Origin of the sequence: Candidatus Symbiopectobacterium sp. (assembly GCF_020054415.1) — a bacterium.
Classification (GTDB): domain Bacteria; phylum Pseudomonadota; class Gammaproteobacteria; order Enterobacterales; family Enterobacteriaceae; genus Symbiopectobacterium.
Genome location: NZ_JAHWCO010000589.1, coordinates 1 through 16,515, shown reverse-complemented (window position 1 = coordinate 16,515; position 16,515 = coordinate 1). Strand labels below are relative to the sequence as shown.

Genomic DNA, 16,515 nt, shown 5'->3' with positions numbered 1-16,515 from the left:
AGTTACCTATCTGTTTTTGCGAAGACTGATTATTGATGACATGAACGGCATATCGGCCTGCTGAAAAACCTGACGACAAAAATGGCTCACTGAAGCCGAGGGCCTTTTCAGGTTCACCAGGCGCGGAACTCATCGAGGCGCAGGCATCTCGCCCACAGAGACGCCGGATAGATTGAAGCAAGTCCACCATTAGTCAAAAATCAGTGTTGCAAAAATGGGGGTGACCATAGATGTCTGGCACTGATGCGCGTTGCCCTTGCCGATAATCGCCGTTGCTACATTATGCTGTTTGCCACCGATATCGTGCGCTATGATCTGACAGCCGTCACCGGTATAGAACAGGCCACGCGTTTTCTTGGTCAATCGTTTCGTGGCGGCACCGATATGGCAACCTGTATGTCAGCGCTGCTGGACAAACTGGAAGATGATGTGTGGCATGATGCCGATGCGGTGATGATTTCTGATTTCATAGAACAGAGCTTGCCTGAAGAGACCGTGCAACGCGTTCGGCAACGACAGCAACAACACCACCATCGTTTTCATGCCGTTGCGATGTCACAACATGGAAAACTTGGCATCCTGCACATTTTCGACCATATCTGGCACGTGGATACCGGGTTAAAAGGACGTTTACTGCGGCGATTGCGCCACGCCTGAGCGTAGCGCTTCTACAGTGATTACAGCAATGCAGGCACGGCTTCTCTGACGGGCTGTGACCACACACCGCACTGCACCTGACCAATGTGCGCCAGTTGCAGTAGCAGCATCACCAAGCGGGACTGACCGATACCGCCACCAATGGTTTGCGGCATGTCAACACGCATCAGCGCCTGATGCCACTCCAGTGCCAGATGATCGACATCCCCTGTCAGTGTCAATTGACGTTGGAGCGCCTCAGCATCGACACGAATCCCCATTGAAGATAGCTCGAAAGCATCGTTTAACGCCGGGTTCCACACCAGAATATAGCCATTCAACCCTTTCAGACCCTGTTCACCCGCTGACGACCAGTCATCATAATCCGGCGCACGCACATCGTGACTCTCACCGTGAGACAATGCCCCACCAATGCCTATCAGGAATACGGCACCCAGCTCTTTGGCGATAGCACGTTCATGCCCTTTGGCATCCAGTTCAGGATAACGCTTGAGCAACGTATCGCTGTGGACAAAATGAATGGTTTCCGGCAGGAAAGGCGTCAGGCCAAACTTGCGGCTAACCTTTGCTTCGGTGCTTTTTATTGCCTGATAAATGTGGTTAACGGTGGATTTCAAATAATAGATGGAACGCTCGCCATCCCCCATTACGCGTTCCCAATCCCACTGATCGACATAAACAGTGTGGATCGGGCTCAAGCGATCTTCATCCGGGAGCAGCTCCTTCATGTGAGTGTAGATCCCTTCCCCAGCGCTAACGTCATAGTCACCCAAGGTTTTACGCTTCCATTTCGCCAAGGAGTGCACCACTTCAAACGTGGCGTCAGGCAACGCTTTCACGTGTACCTGCACCGCTTTCTCGCTGCCGGAGAGGTTATCCTGAGTGCCATAGCCCACGCGGCTCAATATTGGGGCCTGAACTTCAATCAGACCCAGCTTCTGTGCCAACTGTGCAGATAAAAAGGATTTCACAAACGCAATTTGTTGTTGTTTTTCGATATAGCTCTTTTTCATTTACCCATGTCCGTCGTCACTGTCTATAGCTCAATTAAAATTAAGCAATATAATGGCGGTGAAATTCAATAATCCAGCAAATAAACAGGCATCATGGTTTTTATTCATCATTTAACGCATGCTAAAAATGATAAATAATCAAATATAAGGAAAAATTATGACTGAAATTTATCAGATCGATAATCTCGATCGCGGCATCCTAAACGCTTTAATGGAAAATGCCCGCACCCCTTATGCCGAATTGGCCAAGCAGTTTTCTGTCAGTCCCGGCACCATCCACGTTCGCGTCGAAAAAATGAAGCAGGCAGGCATTATTGTCGGCACCCGGGTTGATGTCAGCCCCAAGCAACTAGGCTATGACGTGTGCTGCTTTATCGGCATCATTTTAAAAAGCGCCAAGGATTACCCCTCAGCCCTAGAGAAACTGAATAACCTGGAAGAAGTGGTAGAGGCCTACTACACCACCGGGCATTACAGCATTTTCATCAAAGTAATGTGCCGTTCCATTGACGCACTGCAACACGTACTTATCAACAAGATCCAGACCATCGATGAAATTCAATCTACGGAAACCCTGATCTCGCTACAGAACCCGATCATGCGGACGATCACCCCGTAAATGTCAACAGGTATGTCCCTATTATCCACAGGTAGATAACAGCTCGATCACAGCGTACAATATCGCATCTTTTATTCGAACGGGATCGAGCATGGCAGACATTACGCTTATCAGCGGCAGTACGTTAGGCAGTGCGGAGTATGTGGCAGAACATCTGGCCGAGTTACTGGAACAGCAAGGATTTTCTACCAATGTTCAACATGGCCCGCAACTGGACGACCTCCCGCAGAACGGAGTATGGCTACTGGTGAGCTCAACCCACGGTGCCGGTGAATTACCGGATAACCTGCAACCGTTGTTTAAGCAGATTAGCGATCGGAAAGCGGATCTTTCGCAGGTTCGTTATGGCGGGATCGGCAGCAAATAGTATGACACCTTCTGCGGTGCGATCGTTACCGTGGATCGAATTCTTGCGGATCGTGGCGCAAAAAGGATCGGCGAGATCTTGCAGATCTACATCACCGAGCACTATATTCCCGAGGATCCAGCGGAAATCTGGTTGGCTCCGTGGGTGGAATTACTCAATTAAGCGGTTTATTTGGCCACTTAATTGTGTATAACTTTATGTATATCCGGGTGAAAACCGGTAGTTATCCCAATAACAGCCGTTGTTCGTTTTTTGTCATGTGAATAACCAACAGTTTTGATCCCATGCTATACGGTACAGGATCACCGATCATTCACAGCAAATGATCATCAACAATATGTTGATATTCATCTGGAAAAAGTACTTATCAACAAGCAGTATGGATCCTAATAATAGATCCAATAAAAAGATCTCTATATAAAAAGATCTTTCTTTAACTACCTACGATCCAACGGGCTTGTCGTTTGCGTAAACTTGAGTAGAATCCCCTTCCTCGAGGCAAGCAATGATCTTAGGCACACATAGTTAACCCGACTATTCTCGTTAACACCACGCGAGGTGCAGTACCATGTTTTATCCAGATCTTTTTGACGTCATCGTGATCGGCGGTGGCCATGCAGGCACAGAAGCCGCCATGGCTGCGGCACGCATGGGGCGTCAAACCCTGTTATTGACACACAATATAGATACGCTGGGACAAATGTCTTGCAATCCGGCTATTGGTGGGATCGGAAAGGGACATCTGGTTAAAGAGATCGACGCCATGGGCGGCCTGATGGCTCGCGCTGTCGATCGGGGCGGTATTCAGTTTAGAATACTAAACAACAGTAAAGGTCCTGCCGTTCGTGCTACCCGTGCACAGGCGGATCGCGTGCTTTATCGTCAGGCAGTACGCACTGCGCTGGAGAACCAGCCAAACCTGACGATCTTCCAGCAGGCGGTTGACGATCTTATTGTCGATAACGATCGTGTAGTCGGTGCTATCACTCAAATGGGACTGAAGTTCCGCGCCAAAACGGTGGTGCTGACCGTTGGGACATTCCTTGATGGTAAAATTCACATCGGTCTGGATAACTGCAGCGGTGGACGTGATGGCGATCCGCCCTCCATACAGCTATCGCGCAGACTGCGTGAGTTGCCGTTGCGTGTCAGCCGCCTTAAAACCGGTACGCCGCCGCGTATAGATGCACGCACCATTGATTTCAGCGTGCTGGCACAACAGCACGGTGATAACCCAATGCCGGTATTCTCGTTCCTAGGGAACGCCAGTGAACACCCGGCGCAGATGCCGTGTTACATCACGCACACCAATGAAAAAACCCACGAGGTGATCCTCAATAACCTCGATCGCAGCCCGATGTATGCCGGTGTGATCGAGGGGATTGGCCCGCGTTATTGCCCGTCGATTGAAGACAAGGTGATGCGCTTTGCCGATCGCAATGCGCATCAGATTTTCCTTGAACCAGAAGGGCTGACCAGTAACGAGATTTACCCCAACGGTATTTCGACCAGCCTGCCCTTCGACGTACAGTGGCAAATAGTTCGTTCGATGCAAGGCATGGAAAACGCCAAGATAGTGCGCCCCGGCTATGCTATCGAATACGATTTCTTCGATCCGCGCGATCTTAAGTCCACGCTGGAAAGCAAATTTATCCACGGTTTGTTCTTTGCCGGACAGATAAACGGCACAACCGGTTACGAAGAGGCTGCTGCCCAGGGCATGCTGGCTGGCTTGAACGCCGCACGTCTGGCGTTCGATCAGGACGGTTGGTTCCCACGTCGCGACCAGGCGTATCTGGGCGTGCTGGTGGACGACCTATGTACGCTCGGTACCAAAGAACCCTACCGCATGTTCACCTCGCGTGCCGAATACCGCCTGATGCTGCGCGAAGACAACGCAGATCTGCGTCTCACTGAAATTGGTCGTGAACTCGGAATGGTGGACGATTATAGCTGGGCGCACTTCAACGAGAAGCTGGAACAGATTGAGCAGGAACGCCAGCGTCTACGTGAAATTCGTGTTCATCCCCACAGTGAACAGCGAGAGGCGGTGAACGCGTTGCTGAAAACGCCCCTGTCGCACGAAGCGACCGGTGAGGAACTGCTGCGTCGTCCCGAGATGGATTACGCTACCCTGACCTCGTTATCTATGTTCTCGCCCGCGCTCACAGATGTTCAGGCGGCAGAGCAGGTTGAAATTCAGGTGAAGTATGAAGGGTACATTGCGCGTCAGCAGGGGGAGATTGAAAAACAGCTGCGCAATGAGAGTACCGTACTGCCTGCGGATCTGGATTATGGTCAGGTGAGCGGGCTTTCCAACGAAGTGAAAGCCAAACTCAACGACCACAAACCGGGGTCCATTGGTCAGGCTTCGCGTATTTCGGGAATTACCCCATCAGCGATCTCTATTCTGCTGGTTTGGCTGAAAAAAAAAGGGCTACTGCGCCGCAGCGCCTGATAACCGAACAGATAGTGCACTACGGTGTGTCATTTTGTGGCTGTTCCTAGCAGCCACGTTTCATCAGATATGGCAGGTTAAGCGCGTGAAACACAAATTAGACGCTCTGTTGCAGCGGGCTGGCATTTTGGTCAGTGAACAACAAAAAAATTCGCTAATCCAGTATGTCGACATGCTGCACAACTGGAACAAGGCCTATAATCTCACGTCAGTGCGCGACCCGCAGGAGATGCTGGTACGGCATATCATGGACAGCATCGTGGTTGAGCCGCATTTGCAGGGCGAGCGGTTTATCGATGTGGGTACCGGACCGGGATTGCCGGGTATTCCACTGGCTGTTGTACGCCCCTCAGCGTCATTCACTCTGCTGGATAGCTTGGGAAAACGTGTGCGTTTTCTGCGTCAGGTTCAGCATGAACTCAATCTGGATAATGTATTTCCAGTGCAGTCTCGGGTCGAGGAATTCACTGCTGAACCGCCTTTCGATGGAGTTATCAGCCGCGCTTTTGCCTCTTTGCTTGATATGCTGGAGTGGTGCAAACACCTGCCTGCACCGGCAACCGGATGCTTTTATGCCCTGAAAGGGATAGTGCCAGAAGAAGAATTAGCCGCATTGCCTACGTCGATAGTGGTAGAGCGTATTGTGCGTTTATCGGTGCCTGAACTGGACGGTGAACGTCATTTGGTGATTATTAAACCAAACTAATTTTGCGTTTTATCAAATAAATTATAACTAATTGTATCAGATAGACCTTTTAAGTCTGAAGGGTATTGTCTGCGGAAAATGGACACCGATCACCATTTTTTTACAAAACCTGGCAACCTTGCACGCTATTTGTTTTTCTTCGAATAGTAACCAGATAAATTAATTGCCGTAGTTTATTGCAGATGAAAAACCCAGATGTTAAAGACATAAAAAAATAATGTTAATAATGTCAATATGCAGTGCACGGGATGTTTTAGGGTCGTTTTAAAAAGAGTCGTTATTTAACTAATTGAATTTAATTAAGATAAATTAATTTAATTAATATAAATAGTTATTTTTGCTAAAGACTTAAAAAAATCAGATCTGATATAAAGCCTATATGTTGTTTTTATGTGATTTATATTACATATTATCGGGTTATTGAAAGGCTTATGGGCCGCGGCGGCTGCCTCGATTGTTAGTAAAAATAGGGCTTGAATAAGAGATTTAAATTATTGTTCACCTTTTTGCTACTTATCGATTGAATTCGCAGGCGTGAACCGTATAATTTTCTCGTTTTTTGCCGCTTGACTCGATGGAATAAAGGCAGTTTTATACGTCAGTCAGACTCTGGAAAAGGAATGAAGAGCAAAACGCATGTCTGTCTCCCTTTACAGTGGAAAACCGGCCTTTTTGGGGTTGATTCTACAGGCGGCTATGTTCGTTTTGGTCAGCGCCGTTTTTTGCCTGCGGAGTGTTGAGGAGGGTGCTTCCGCTTTAGCCGGAGGGCTGGCGGTATGGCTGCCGAACGTGTGCTTTGTGCTGTTCGCCTTGCGTCATCAGGCGGGTAAGCCCATAGAAGGGCGTGTTGCTTGGTCGTTTGCCATTGGCGAGGCGTTGAAAGTATTTATCACCATCGCGTTGATGGTGGTGGCGTTGGGTCTGCTCAAGGCGGCGTTTGTTCCCCTTGGTCTGACCTACTTGGCGGTGCTGATTATGCAAATAGTGGCGCCAGCCATCGTTAACCGTAAGATTCGTTAACCGTTACCGTATTAACAACAACAGGGTAAGGAACATCATGTCTGCATCTACTCCTCAAGAGTATATCGGTCATCACCTGAAACATTTACAGGTAGGTTCGGGGTTCTGGTCGATTAACGTCGATTCGATGTTTTTATCAATCGCACTTGGGATCCTGTTTCTGGTCATTTTCCGCAAGGTTGCAAAGAACGCGACCAGCGGCGTGCCCGGTAAACTGCAAACCTTTGTGGAGATGATCATCGGTTTTGTTGATGGCAACGTGCGTGACATGTTCCATGGCAAAAGCAAACTTATCGCCCCTCTGGCGCTGACCATTTTCGTTTGGGTGTTCCTGATGAACGCCATGGACCTGTTGCCGATCGATCTTCTGCCCTTTATCGGCGAACATTGGATTGGATTGCCTTACCTGCGCGTAGTACCGACGGCGGATGTCAACATCACACTGTCCATGGCGCTAGGCGTGTTTATTCTGGTGCTGTTCTACAGCATCAGAATGAAAGGCGTTGGCGGTTTTGTAAAAGAACTGACCATGCAACCTTTCAACCATCCGGTCTTTATTCCCATCAACCTGATTCTTGAAGGTGTCAGCCTGCTGTCCAAACCGGTTTCACTCGGCTTGCGACTGTTTGGCAACATGTATGCGGGTGAGTTGATCTTCATCCTTATTGCCGGCTTGCTGCCGTGGTGGTCGCAATGGTTGTTGAATGTGCCTTGGGCAATATTCCACATCCTGATCATTACGCTTCAGGCCTTTATTTTCATGGTTCTGACGGTTGTTTATCTCTCGATGGCATCTGAAGAGCATTGATTTTTATTTCAACACAATAACGTTCTAACTGAAACAAACTGGAGACTGTCATGGAAAACCTGAGTGTGGATCTGCTGTACATGGCTGCCGCGTTGATGATGGGTCTGGCGGCGATCGGTGCTGCGATCGGTATCGGCATTCTGGGTGGTAAATTCTTGGAAGGCGCGGCTCGCCAGCCTGACCTGATTCCTCTGCTGCGTACACAGTTCTTTATCGTTATGGGTCTGGTTGACGCCATCCCGATGATTGCTGTTGGTCTGGGCCTGTATGTGATGTTTGCGGTCGCCTAACCCGGTATCGCCGGTTAGGTATTTAACATAAATTAGTTAACTTAAAAGAGGCATTGTGCTGTGAATATTAATGCAACAATCCTCGGCCAAGCCATTGCGTTCGTCCTGTTTGTCTGGTTTTGCATGAAGTTTGTATGGCCGCCGTTAATGGCTGCCATCGAGAAGCGTCAGAAAGAGATTGCTGACGGTTTGGCTTCTGCGGAACGTGCCAAAAAAGATTTGAACTTAGCGCAGGCCAATGCCACCGATCAGCTGAAAAAAGCCAAAGCGGAAGCTCAGGTGATCGTCGAGCAAGCCAATAAACGCCGTGCTCAGATCCTGGATGAGGCCAAAGTGGAAGCAGAAGCTGAACGTAGCAAAATCGTGGCGCAGGCGCAGGCTGAAATTGAAGCCGAACGTAAACGTGCTCGTGAAGAGCTGCGTAAACAGGTTGCCATGCTAGCGATTGCCGGTGCCGGGAAGATTATTGAACGTTCCGTGGATGAAGCTGCTAACAGCGACATCGTTGATAAACTGGTCGCTGAACTGTAAGGAGGGAGGGGCCGATGTCTGAATTTGTCACGGTAGCTCGCCCCTACGCCAAAGCAGCTTTTGACTTTGCGGTTGAACATCAGGCCGTTGAACGCTGGCAGAACATGCTGGCGTTTGCCGCTGAAGTGACACGCAATGAACAGTTTGCCGCTCTGCTGTCCGGTGCTATGGCACCGAATCTGCTGGCGAGCACTTTCATTGACGTGTGTGGCGATCAGCTGGATGAGCCCGGCCAGAACCTGATTAAGGTGATGGCGGAAAATGGGCGTTTACTGGTGCTTCCTGAAGTTCTGGAACAGTTTGCGCAACTCCGCGCCGCGCAGGAGTCGACGGTTGACGTCGAAGTCACCTCCGCAAGCGCACTGAGTGAACAGCAGCTGGACAAGATTACTTCCGCCATGGAAAAACGCCTGTCACGCAAAGTGAAGCTGAATTGCAAAATTGATAAGTCTGTTGTCGCAGGCGTGGTGATCCGCGCGGGCGATATGGTGATAGATGGCAGCATTCGCGGCCGTCTGGAACGCCTCGCAGACGTCTTGCAGTCTTAAGGGGACTGGAGTATGCAACTTAATTCCACCGAAATCAGCGAACTGATCAAGCAGCGCATTGCTCAGTTCAATGTGGTGAGCGAAGCTCACAATGAAGGTACTATTGTTTCCGTCAGTGACGGGATCATTCGCGTACACGGCCTGGCCGACGTGATGCAGGGGGAGATGATCTCCCTGCCCGGCAACCGTTACGCTATCGCCCTGAACCTAGAGCGCGACTCCGTTGGTGCGGTGGTGATGGGTCCGTACGCTGACCTCGCCGAAAGCATGAAGGTCAAGTGTACCGGCCGTATTCTGGAAGTGCCGGTTGGCCGTGGTCTGCTGGGCCGCGTGGTGAACACCCTAGGTGCACCTATAGACGGCAAAGGCCCGGTTGAGAACGACGGGTTCTCTCCGGTAGAAGCGATCGCACCAGGCGTTATCGAACGTCAATCCGTTGATCAGCCGGTACAGACGGGCTACAAGTCCGTTGACGCCATGATCCCGATTGGTCGTGGTCAGCGTGAATTGATCATCGGCGACCGTCAGACGGGTAAAACCGCACTGGCTATCGACGCCATCATCAACCAGCGCGATTCCGGCATCAAGTGCGTGTACGTTGCCATCGGCCAGAAAGCCTCCACGATCTCCAACGTGGTGCGTAAACTGGAAGAGCATGGCGCATTGGCCAACACCATTGTTGTGGTCGCAACGGCGTCTGAATCTGCCGCACTGCAATATCTGGCTCCGTATGCCGGTTGTGCGATGGGTGAATACTTCCGTGACCGCGGTGAAGATGCACTGATCATTTACGATGACTTGTCCAAACAGGCCGTCGCTTATCGTCAAATTTCCCTGCTGCTCCGTCGTCCGCCAGGTCGTGAAGCTTACCCAGGCGACGTTTTCTACCTCCACTCCCGTTTGCTGGAGCGCGCGGCACGCGTTAACGCCGATTACGTAGAAGCGTTTACCAAAGGTGAAGTTAAAGGGCAAACCGGTTCATTGACGGCGCTACCGATCATCGAAACGCAGGCGGGTGACGTTTCCGCGTTCGTTCCGACCAACGTAATCTCGATTACCGATGGTCAGATCTTCCTGGAATCGAACCTGTTCAACGCCGGTATCCGTCCTGCGGTTAACCCCGGGATTTCCGTATCCCGCGTGGGTGGTGCAGCACAGACCAAGATCATGAAGAAACTGTCCGGTGGTATTCGTACCGCACTGGCGCAGTATCGTGAACTGGCGGCGTTCTCCCAGTTCGCTTCGGATCTGGATGATGCAACGCGTAAGCAGCTGAATCATGGTCAGAAAGTAACTGAACTACTGAAACAGAAACAGTATGCGCCTATGTCGGTTGCGCAGCAGTCTCTGGTGCTGTTCGCTGCGGAACGTGGCTATCTGGCTGATGTTGAACTGGCGAAAGTAGGCAGCTTTGAAGCTGTGCTGTTGGCGTATGCCGACCGCGAAAACGTCGATCTTCTGCAACAAATCGACCAGACTGGCGCTTATAACGATGAGATCGAGGGTAAGTTCAAAACTATCCTTGATACCTTCAAGGCAACCCAGTCCTGGTAACGCCCGTAGGCCTGCCATCAGGCAGGCCTACGGGCATTGAGGAGATGCAAAGATGGCCGGCGCAAAAGAGATACGTAGTAAGATCGCAAGCGTCCAGAACACGCAGAAGATCACTAAAGCGATGGAAATGGTCGCCGCTTCCAAAATGCGTAAATCGCAGGATCGTATGGCGGCCAGCCGTCCTTATGCAGAGACCATCCGCACGGTGATTGGTCACCTGGCGTTAGGGAATCTGGAATATAAACATCCGTACCTGGAAGAGCGTGACGTTAAGCGCGTCGGGTATTTGGTGGTGTCCACGGACCGTGGCCTGTGCGGTGGCTTGAACATTAACCTGTTCAAAAAACTGCTGGCAGACATGAAAACCCGGAGCGATAAAGGCGTGCAGAGCGATCTGGCGATGATCGGTTACAAAGGGGTTTCGTTCTTCGGTTCTGTGGGCGGTAACGTTGTTGCTCAGGTTACCGGCATGGGGGATAACCCTAGCCTGTCCGAACTGATCGGGCCGGTAAAAGTGATGCTGCAAGCCTACGACGAAGGTCGTCTGGACAAGCTGTACATTGTGAGTAACAAGTTCATCAATACCATGTATCAGGAACCCCAAGTTGTTCAGCTTCTGCCTCTGCCGCCCGCGGACGATGGCGAACTGAATAAGAAATCCTGGGATTACCTGTATGAACCCGATCCTAAGTCGCTGCTGGATACCCTGTTGCGCCGCTATGTGGAGTCTCAGGTTTATCAGGGCGTAGTAGAAAACCTAGCCAGTGAACAGGCCGCTCGTATGGTTGCGATGAAAGCCGCAACGGATAACGGCGGTAGCCTGATCAAAGAGTTGCAGTTGGTTTACAACAAGGCTCGTCAGGCCAGCATCACGCAGGAACTCACCGAGATCGTATCGGGAGCCTCCGCGGTTTAAACCAGGTTTACGAATTACGTATTGTCGAATTACGTAGAGGATTCAAGATGGCAACTGGAAAGATCATCCAGGTAATCGGCGCCGTGGTCGACGTCGAGTTCCCGCAAGATGCCGTACCTAACGTGTACGATGCGCTTGAGGTTGAAAACGGTGCTGAAAAACTTGTGCTGGAAACGCAGCAACAGTTGGGCGGCGGCGTTGTTCGTTGTATTGCAATGGGTTCTTCTGACGGTTTGCGTCGCGGGCTGAAAGTGAACAGCTTGGGCCATCCGATCGAAGTACCGGTAGGTAAAGCCACGCTGGGCCGTATCATGAATGTACTGGGCGAACCGGTCGACATGAAAGGCGAGATCGGCGAAGAAGAGCGTTGGGCGATTCACCGTCAGGCGCCGAGCTACGAAGAGCTCTCCAACTCCCAGGAACTGCTGGAAACGGGTATCAAGGTTATCGACCTGATGTGTCCGTTCGCCAAGGGCGGTAAAGTGGGCCTGTTCGGTGGTGCTGGTGTAGGTAAAACGGTAAACATGATGGAGCTGATCCGTAACATCGCGATCGAGCACTCCGGTTACTCCGTATTTGCCGGTGTAGGGGAACGTACCCGTGAAGGTAACGACTTCTACCACGAAATGACCGACTCCAACGTTATCGACAAAGTATCACTGGTTTACGGCCAGATGAACGAGCCGCCAGGCAACCGTCTGCGCGTAGCACTGACTGGCTTGACCATTGCGGAAAAATTCCGTGATGAAGGCCGTGACGTACTGCTGTTCGTCGATAACATCTACCGGTATACCTTGGCCGGTACGGAAGTATCCGCACTGCTGGGTCGTATGCCTTCTGCGGTAGGTTATCAGCCGACGCTGGCGGAAGAGATGGGCGTGCTGCAAGAACGTATCACCTCTACCAAAACCGGTTCTATCACATCTGTACAGGCCGTATACGTCCCTGCGGATGACTTGACTGACCCGTCGCCAGCCACCACCTTCGCCCACTTGGATGCGACCGTGGTACTGAGCCGTCAAATCGCGTCTCTGGGTATCTACCCGGCCGTTGACCCGCTGGACTCTACCAGCCGTCAATTGGATCCGCTGGTGGTTGGTCAGGAACACTACGACGTAGCGCGTGGTGTGCAGTCCATTCTGCAACGCTATCAGGAACTGAAGGATATCATCGCGATCTTGGGTATGGACGAGCTGTCTGAAGAAGACAAACTGGTCGTTGCCCGCGCGCGTAAAATCCAGCGCTTCCTGTCGCAGCCGTTCTTCGTGGCAGAAGTATTTACCGGTTCTCCGGGCAAATACGTGTCACTGAAAGACACCATCCGCGGCTTTAAAGGCATCATGGACGGTGAATACGACCATCTTCCGGAGCAGGCGTTCTACATGGTTGGCTCCATTGACGAAGCAGTGGAAAAAGCCAAGAAACTGTAACGTCTGTTAGGAGGTTGATATGGCTATGACTTACCATCTAGATGTCGTTAGCGCAGAACAGGAAATGTTCTCCGGCCTGGTGCAAAAGATCCAGGTGACGGGGAGTGAAGGCGAACTGGGTATCTACCCAGGCCACGCCCCGCTGCTCACTGCCATTAAACCTGGTATGGTGCGTATCGTTAAGCAACACGGCGAAGAAGAGTATATCTATCTGTCCGGCGGCGTCCTTGAGGTGCAACCGAACTCCGTGACCGTGCTGTCCGATACCGCCATCCGTGGGCAGGACCTTGATGAAGCGCGTGCGCTGGAATCCAAGCTTAAAGCGGAAGATCACATTCGCAATTCGCATGGCGATGTGGATTTCGCACAGGCTTCCGCAGAATTGTCGAAAGCGATTGCGAAGCTGCGTGTTATTGAGCTGACGAAAAAAGCGATGTAACTTGCGCATTCAGTAAAAAGGGCCGATCGCTAGATCGGCCTTTTTTTATGGACAAAAAATGGCGGGATTATTCCCGCCGTTCAAGCGGATGACAAAGCCACTTTGCCCCACGTTACCCTTGGCTCTACTCTCGTCACTCTCGGCGAAAGCCGGGGATCTCTGTGAGAATAAACGCGTTTAGCCTGTGACAGATTGCTGCCTGCGTGGGAATGACGATGGGAGTAAGGCCGTTTGTCAGCAACCTCAGCGGCGGGATAACTCGCCGCTTATTCGGTTTTTTTCAGTCAATCATTTCTTTTTGAGGAAATAACCCAGAACCAGGTTACCTTTCGCATCGCGTGCGAACGTTTCCGGTACGTTAACGGAGACAAAGTTCTTCTCGGTTATCTATTTTCCCTGAGCGCTAACAGATCGACCGTCTTTGATAAAGAAGTTGCTGTTGTCCGCGTTACCCACCACAGCATCGTCGTACTTGCCTTCTTGGGTTTTCAGGGAGATGTTGTTTTTAAACACACCTTGTTTTTCCGGGCCAGAGTAAGGACTTGGACGGAAAATAAAGTTGAAGCGTTGGTTATCCAGCGCCGTGTTGTTTTCTACTACCAGCGCGCCGGGGTTGAAGTTATCAGTAAAACCATCCAGTTGGTTTCCAACAGCGATTCTGTTTTTCACTTTGTGCGCAACCGGCTGACCTTCGCCACCCATTTTGAAGCAGTTGCTGGTGTTGTTCATGGCAATTGAATTATCGATCACCACAACGCCGTTAGCGCCGTCTTCAATCTTGTTGAACAGGTCAAAACCATCGTCGATGTTGTTGTGAGAGAATGCACCGCGAATCACGTTGCCTTCACCCACGCGCATTTTCACCGCAAAACCGTCGGTGTTGATTTTGCCAGGATCCTGGTTGCTGTGTGATTCTGAGTTCGGAATCAGGTTGTGGCTTGCCCACAGCGGACGGCCTACGTCACCGGAAGAATAAACCTGAATCCCTGTGTAGTCACAATGGTGCGCCAGTACTTGTTCGATGGTGTTGTAGCTGCCTTCGATACGGAACGGCTTCTCAGTGATTTAGACGCCTTTCACATGCCAATGGCTGGCATTCAGTTGCAGGCCGTGAATCACTGCTTTTTTGCACTGAGCGAACAGTTTTTTCGATGCTTTCTGGCTGCCGCTGGCGCTGACGGGAATGGAGGAAACACTGTAATCGCCGTCTGCTAGCCATAAGGTTGCTCCTGCTTGCAATACGTTAATAGCGGTTGCGAAATCTAACGGGGCAGTTTTTCTGCCATCGTTGCTTGCCTGACCTTGCGCAGAAACATAGACATTTTTGGCATCGGCCAGTTTGACTTTATCTACGCTGAATGTTGCTTCTTTCGCTGCTTTATCATCGCCTTCTGTAGGCAGATAAACGATTTTGAAGTCACTGCCAGCGCTCAGCTTGGCAGGAACGCTTAGCGTCTCACCGGCTTTTACGGTATGTGCTGCGCCCAGCGCTTTATCGCCCTGAGTGATGGTAACGGTACCTGCATAGTTGGCACGCAGTTGCACGTCATAGTTATCGCTCGCGCTTTTGGTCGAGGACGTCACCTGCAATACTGGGGCAAATGCGGCAAATTTGAATTCCGGCGACGCTTTGGTTTGTGCCGGAGACGTCGTCAACTGCGCATCACTGACAGTGATTTTGGCGTTACGTGATGCGAAGAAACCCACATAGTAATGATATTTATCCAGTTTGGTGACGAGGGCCGCCCCTTTCACTTCTTTGCTTACCCAGTCGTCGCTGTCTTTGGGCGCATAGGATGTCATAAAACCGTCGTTGGTACGTTCCACCTTCATACGGAAAGAAGGGGGTCTGTTCTAGGTTAATTTTTTCCTGAATATTGGTCTTGGTGATCTTGGCACCCGCGTTACCCCACGGTTGCAGCACACCGTTACGCACAATGGCTTGCAACCGGACTTCCGTATGGGATTTCTTATCCTGTGTCATGATGGAATTCGTCACCATGTTGGAAGCAGCAGGGAACTCCTCATAACCTTCCTTCAACGGATTTTGACGCGGTACCCCAATAATGTCGCGCACCAGAATCCCATCCCCTTCCTGTGCGGCCGGTTTAGCGCCATTTTCGGGGCCAAACTGATCGACGGTCACGGTGGCTCGCAAGGTAAAGTTCACATCGGCGGGCAGCGTAGTGTAGAAGAAGGTTAGCCCATCGTGGGTGTTGGCGATTTTACCGCCGCGGCTCTCGATGGTGATCGGCGCTGAGAGGTCGGCCTTATCGTCAACCGTCAGTTTTTTGCCGTTGATGGTGACATAGTTAACGCCAATTTTTTCCGGCAGAACGTTGGAGGAGAAGTTAACGTCGGTCGATTGGCCGAAGGCGATGCTGTGCCATACCGGAGCGGGTTGTTCAGTTGCGTGTGCAGTCATGCTAAGGAACAGAAAGGACGGCGATAGGGCTACCGTGGCAAGCCGTAACGCACTGAGTTTCATTGTATCCCATTGGGTATTGTTTATTGAGTTGTGGGGGTATGATGACACAAACGAAACGCTGTTTCTTTTGTGTTTGTCACAAATGGAAACATATAAAACAAAAGTCTGTTTTTCCTGAAACCGGAATTCACTATCCGCCGTCGCGTTTTAGGAGCCTGTTTAAGATTTTGTGTAAATGCCTTTCCTCAGAAGTGACCGTCAAGGCGGCCACAGAACTCGATAATAAAGCGACTCATTGCCATACGCCAGTCCTGTAAGGGCATCGTCCATTTCTGTGATGCCGCCTGGATTGCCAGCCATATGACCTTCTTCACCGAGTCATCAGTCGGGAACACCTTGCGTTTCTTGATTACATGCCGGATCACGCTGTTCAGTGATTCTATAGCGTTCGTCGTGTAGATTACCTTGCGAAGTTCCTGCGGGTACGAGAAGAATGTCGACAGGTTGGCCCGGTTTGACTGCCAGCTCCGGCTTATCTGCGGATAGCGGTGATCCCATGTCCCACCGAACGTCTCCAGCGCCTGAAGTACGGCCTCTTCGGTTGGAGCCTGATACACTGCTTTGAGGTCGCGTGTTACCGCCTTATAGTCCTTCCAGGCAACGAAGCGCAGACTGTTGCGCACCATGTGCACGATGCACAACTGGATGCGGGCTTCCGGGTAGACCGTGTT

Annotated in this window: 14 protein-coding genes and 4 pseudogenes; 14 read left to right on the top strand and 4 right to left on the bottom strand. The window is 51.0% G+C overall.

Annotation, left to right across the window (positions count from 1 at the left end; all coding sequences use genetic code 11):
- Nucleotides 1–181 (bottom strand): annotated as a pseudogene (locus QZ506_RS17190) (hypothetical protein); the annotation flags it as partial.
- A 50-nt stretch (nt 182–231) separates the two neighbouring features.
- Between QZ506_RS17190 and QZ506_RS17185 the strand changes: the two are divergent.
- Nucleotides 232–657 (top strand): annotated as a pseudogene (locus QZ506_RS17185) (hypothetical protein); the annotation flags it as partial.
- A gap of 20 nt (nt 658–677) precedes the next feature.
- Here the strand turns inward: QZ506_RS17185 and asnA are convergent.
- Complete coding sequence (asnA, locus tag QZ506_RS17180) at nt 678–1,670, bottom strand: aspartate--ammonia ligase (protein WP_291972873.1); 993 nt, start codon at nt 1,668–1,670, stop codon at nt 678–680.
- 157 nt (nt 1,671–1,827) lie between these two features.
- Here asnA and asnC point away from each other — a divergent pair, with 157 nt between their 5' ends.
- The 13 genes and pseudogenes from asnC (at nt 1,828) to QZ506_RS17115 (ending at nt 13,356) form a co-directional block, all read left to right on the top strand.
- A complete protein-coding gene (gene asnC, locus QZ506_RS17175) occupies nt 1,828–2,289 on the top strand; it encodes a transcriptional regulator AsnC (RefSeq protein ID WP_195313263.1) in 462 nt (153 codons plus the stop codon).
- 91 nt (nt 2,290–2,380) lie between these two features.
- Nucleotides 2,381–2,818, top strand: a pseudogene (gene mioC / locus QZ506_RS17170) (FMN-binding protein MioC).
- A gap of 406 nt (nt 2,819–3,224) precedes the next feature.
- On the top strand, nt 3,225–5,114 hold the full coding sequence (gene mnmG / locus QZ506_RS17165) for a tRNA uridine-5-carboxymethylaminomethyl(34) synthesis enzyme MnmG (RefSeq protein ID WP_291972872.1): 1,890 nt from the start codon (nt 3,225–3,227) through the stop codon (nt 5,112–5,114).
- Nucleotides 5,115–5,199: 85 nt separating this feature from the next.
- Nucleotides 5,200–5,820 carry a 16S rRNA (guanine(527)-N(7))-methyltransferase RsmG gene (gene rsmG / locus QZ506_RS17160; protein ID WP_291972871.1) on the top strand — a complete coding sequence of 207 codons (621 nt, stop codon included), beginning with the start codon at nt 5,200–5,202 and terminating at the stop codon, nt 5,818–5,820.
- 636 nt (nt 5,821–6,456) lie between these two features.
- The gene (gene atpI, locus QZ506_RS17155; RefSeq protein WP_291972870.1) at nt 6,457–6,840 is read left to right on the top strand and encodes a F0F1 ATP synthase subunit I; all 384 of its coding nucleotides are present in this window, start codon (nt 6,457–6,459) and stop codon (nt 6,838–6,840) included.
- A gap of 37 nt (nt 6,841–6,877) precedes the next feature.
- Nucleotides 6,878–7,648 (top strand): F0F1 ATP synthase subunit A, encoded by a 771-nt coding sequence (gene atpB / locus QZ506_RS17150; protein WP_291972869.1) that lies wholly within the window; start codon nt 6,878–6,880, stop codon nt 7,646–7,648.
- A gap of 50 nt (nt 7,649–7,698) precedes the next feature.
- Complete coding sequence (gene atpE / locus QZ506_RS17145; RefSeq protein ID WP_005976545.1) at nt 7,699–7,938, top strand: F0F1 ATP synthase subunit C; 240 nt, start codon at nt 7,699–7,701, stop codon at nt 7,936–7,938.
- A gap of 60 nt (nt 7,939–7,998) precedes the next feature.
- Nucleotides 7,999–8,469 carry a F0F1 ATP synthase subunit B gene (gene atpF / locus QZ506_RS17140; protein ID WP_291972713.1) on the top strand — a complete coding sequence of 157 codons (471 nt, stop codon included), beginning with the start codon at nt 7,999–8,001 and terminating at the stop codon, nt 8,467–8,469.
- Between the two features lie 14 nt (nt 8,470–8,483).
- Nucleotides 8,484–9,017: a F0F1 ATP synthase subunit delta gene (gene atpH, locus QZ506_RS17135; RefSeq protein ID WP_291972711.1), complete on the top strand. Its 534-nt coding sequence runs from the start codon at nt 8,484–8,486 to the stop codon at nt 9,015–9,017.
- 12 nt (nt 9,018–9,029) lie between these two features.
- Nucleotides 9,030–10,571: a F0F1 ATP synthase subunit alpha gene (atpA, locus tag QZ506_RS17130; RefSeq protein WP_291972710.1), complete on the top strand. Its 1,542-nt coding sequence runs from the start codon at nt 9,030–9,032 to the stop codon at nt 10,569–10,571.
- Nucleotides 10,572–10,623: 52 nt separating this feature from the next.
- Nucleotides 10,624–11,487: a F0F1 ATP synthase subunit gamma gene (gene atpG, locus QZ506_RS17125; protein WP_291972709.1), complete on the top strand. Its 864-nt coding sequence runs from the start codon at nt 10,624–10,626 to the stop codon at nt 11,485–11,487.
- A gap of 47 nt (nt 11,488–11,534) precedes the next feature.
- Nucleotides 11,535–12,917, top strand: coding sequence for a F0F1 ATP synthase subunit beta (atpD, locus tag QZ506_RS17120; RefSeq protein WP_291972708.1), 1,383 nt, complete (start codon nt 11,535–11,537; stop codon nt 12,915–12,917).
- Nucleotides 12,918–12,936: 19 nt separating this feature from the next.
- Nucleotides 12,937–13,356, top strand: a complete 420-nt coding sequence (locus QZ506_RS17115) for a F0F1 ATP synthase subunit epsilon (RefSeq protein ID WP_291972707.1) — start codon at nt 12,937–12,939, stop codon at nt 13,354–13,356.
- Nucleotides 13,357–13,644: 288 nt separating this feature from the next.
- On the opposite strand, the pseudogene QZ506_RS17110 reads toward QZ506_RS17115, so the two are convergent.
- Together QZ506_RS17110 and QZ506_RS17105 are read right to left on the bottom strand one after the other, a co-directional pair.
- Nucleotides 13,645–15,844, bottom strand: a pseudogene (locus tag QZ506_RS17110) (right-handed parallel beta-helix repeat-containing protein).
- A gap of 185 nt (nt 15,845–16,029) precedes the next feature.
- On the bottom strand, nt 16,030–16,515 hold a 486-nt coding region (locus tag QZ506_RS17105; RefSeq protein WP_291972706.1), incomplete at its 5' end, for a transposase.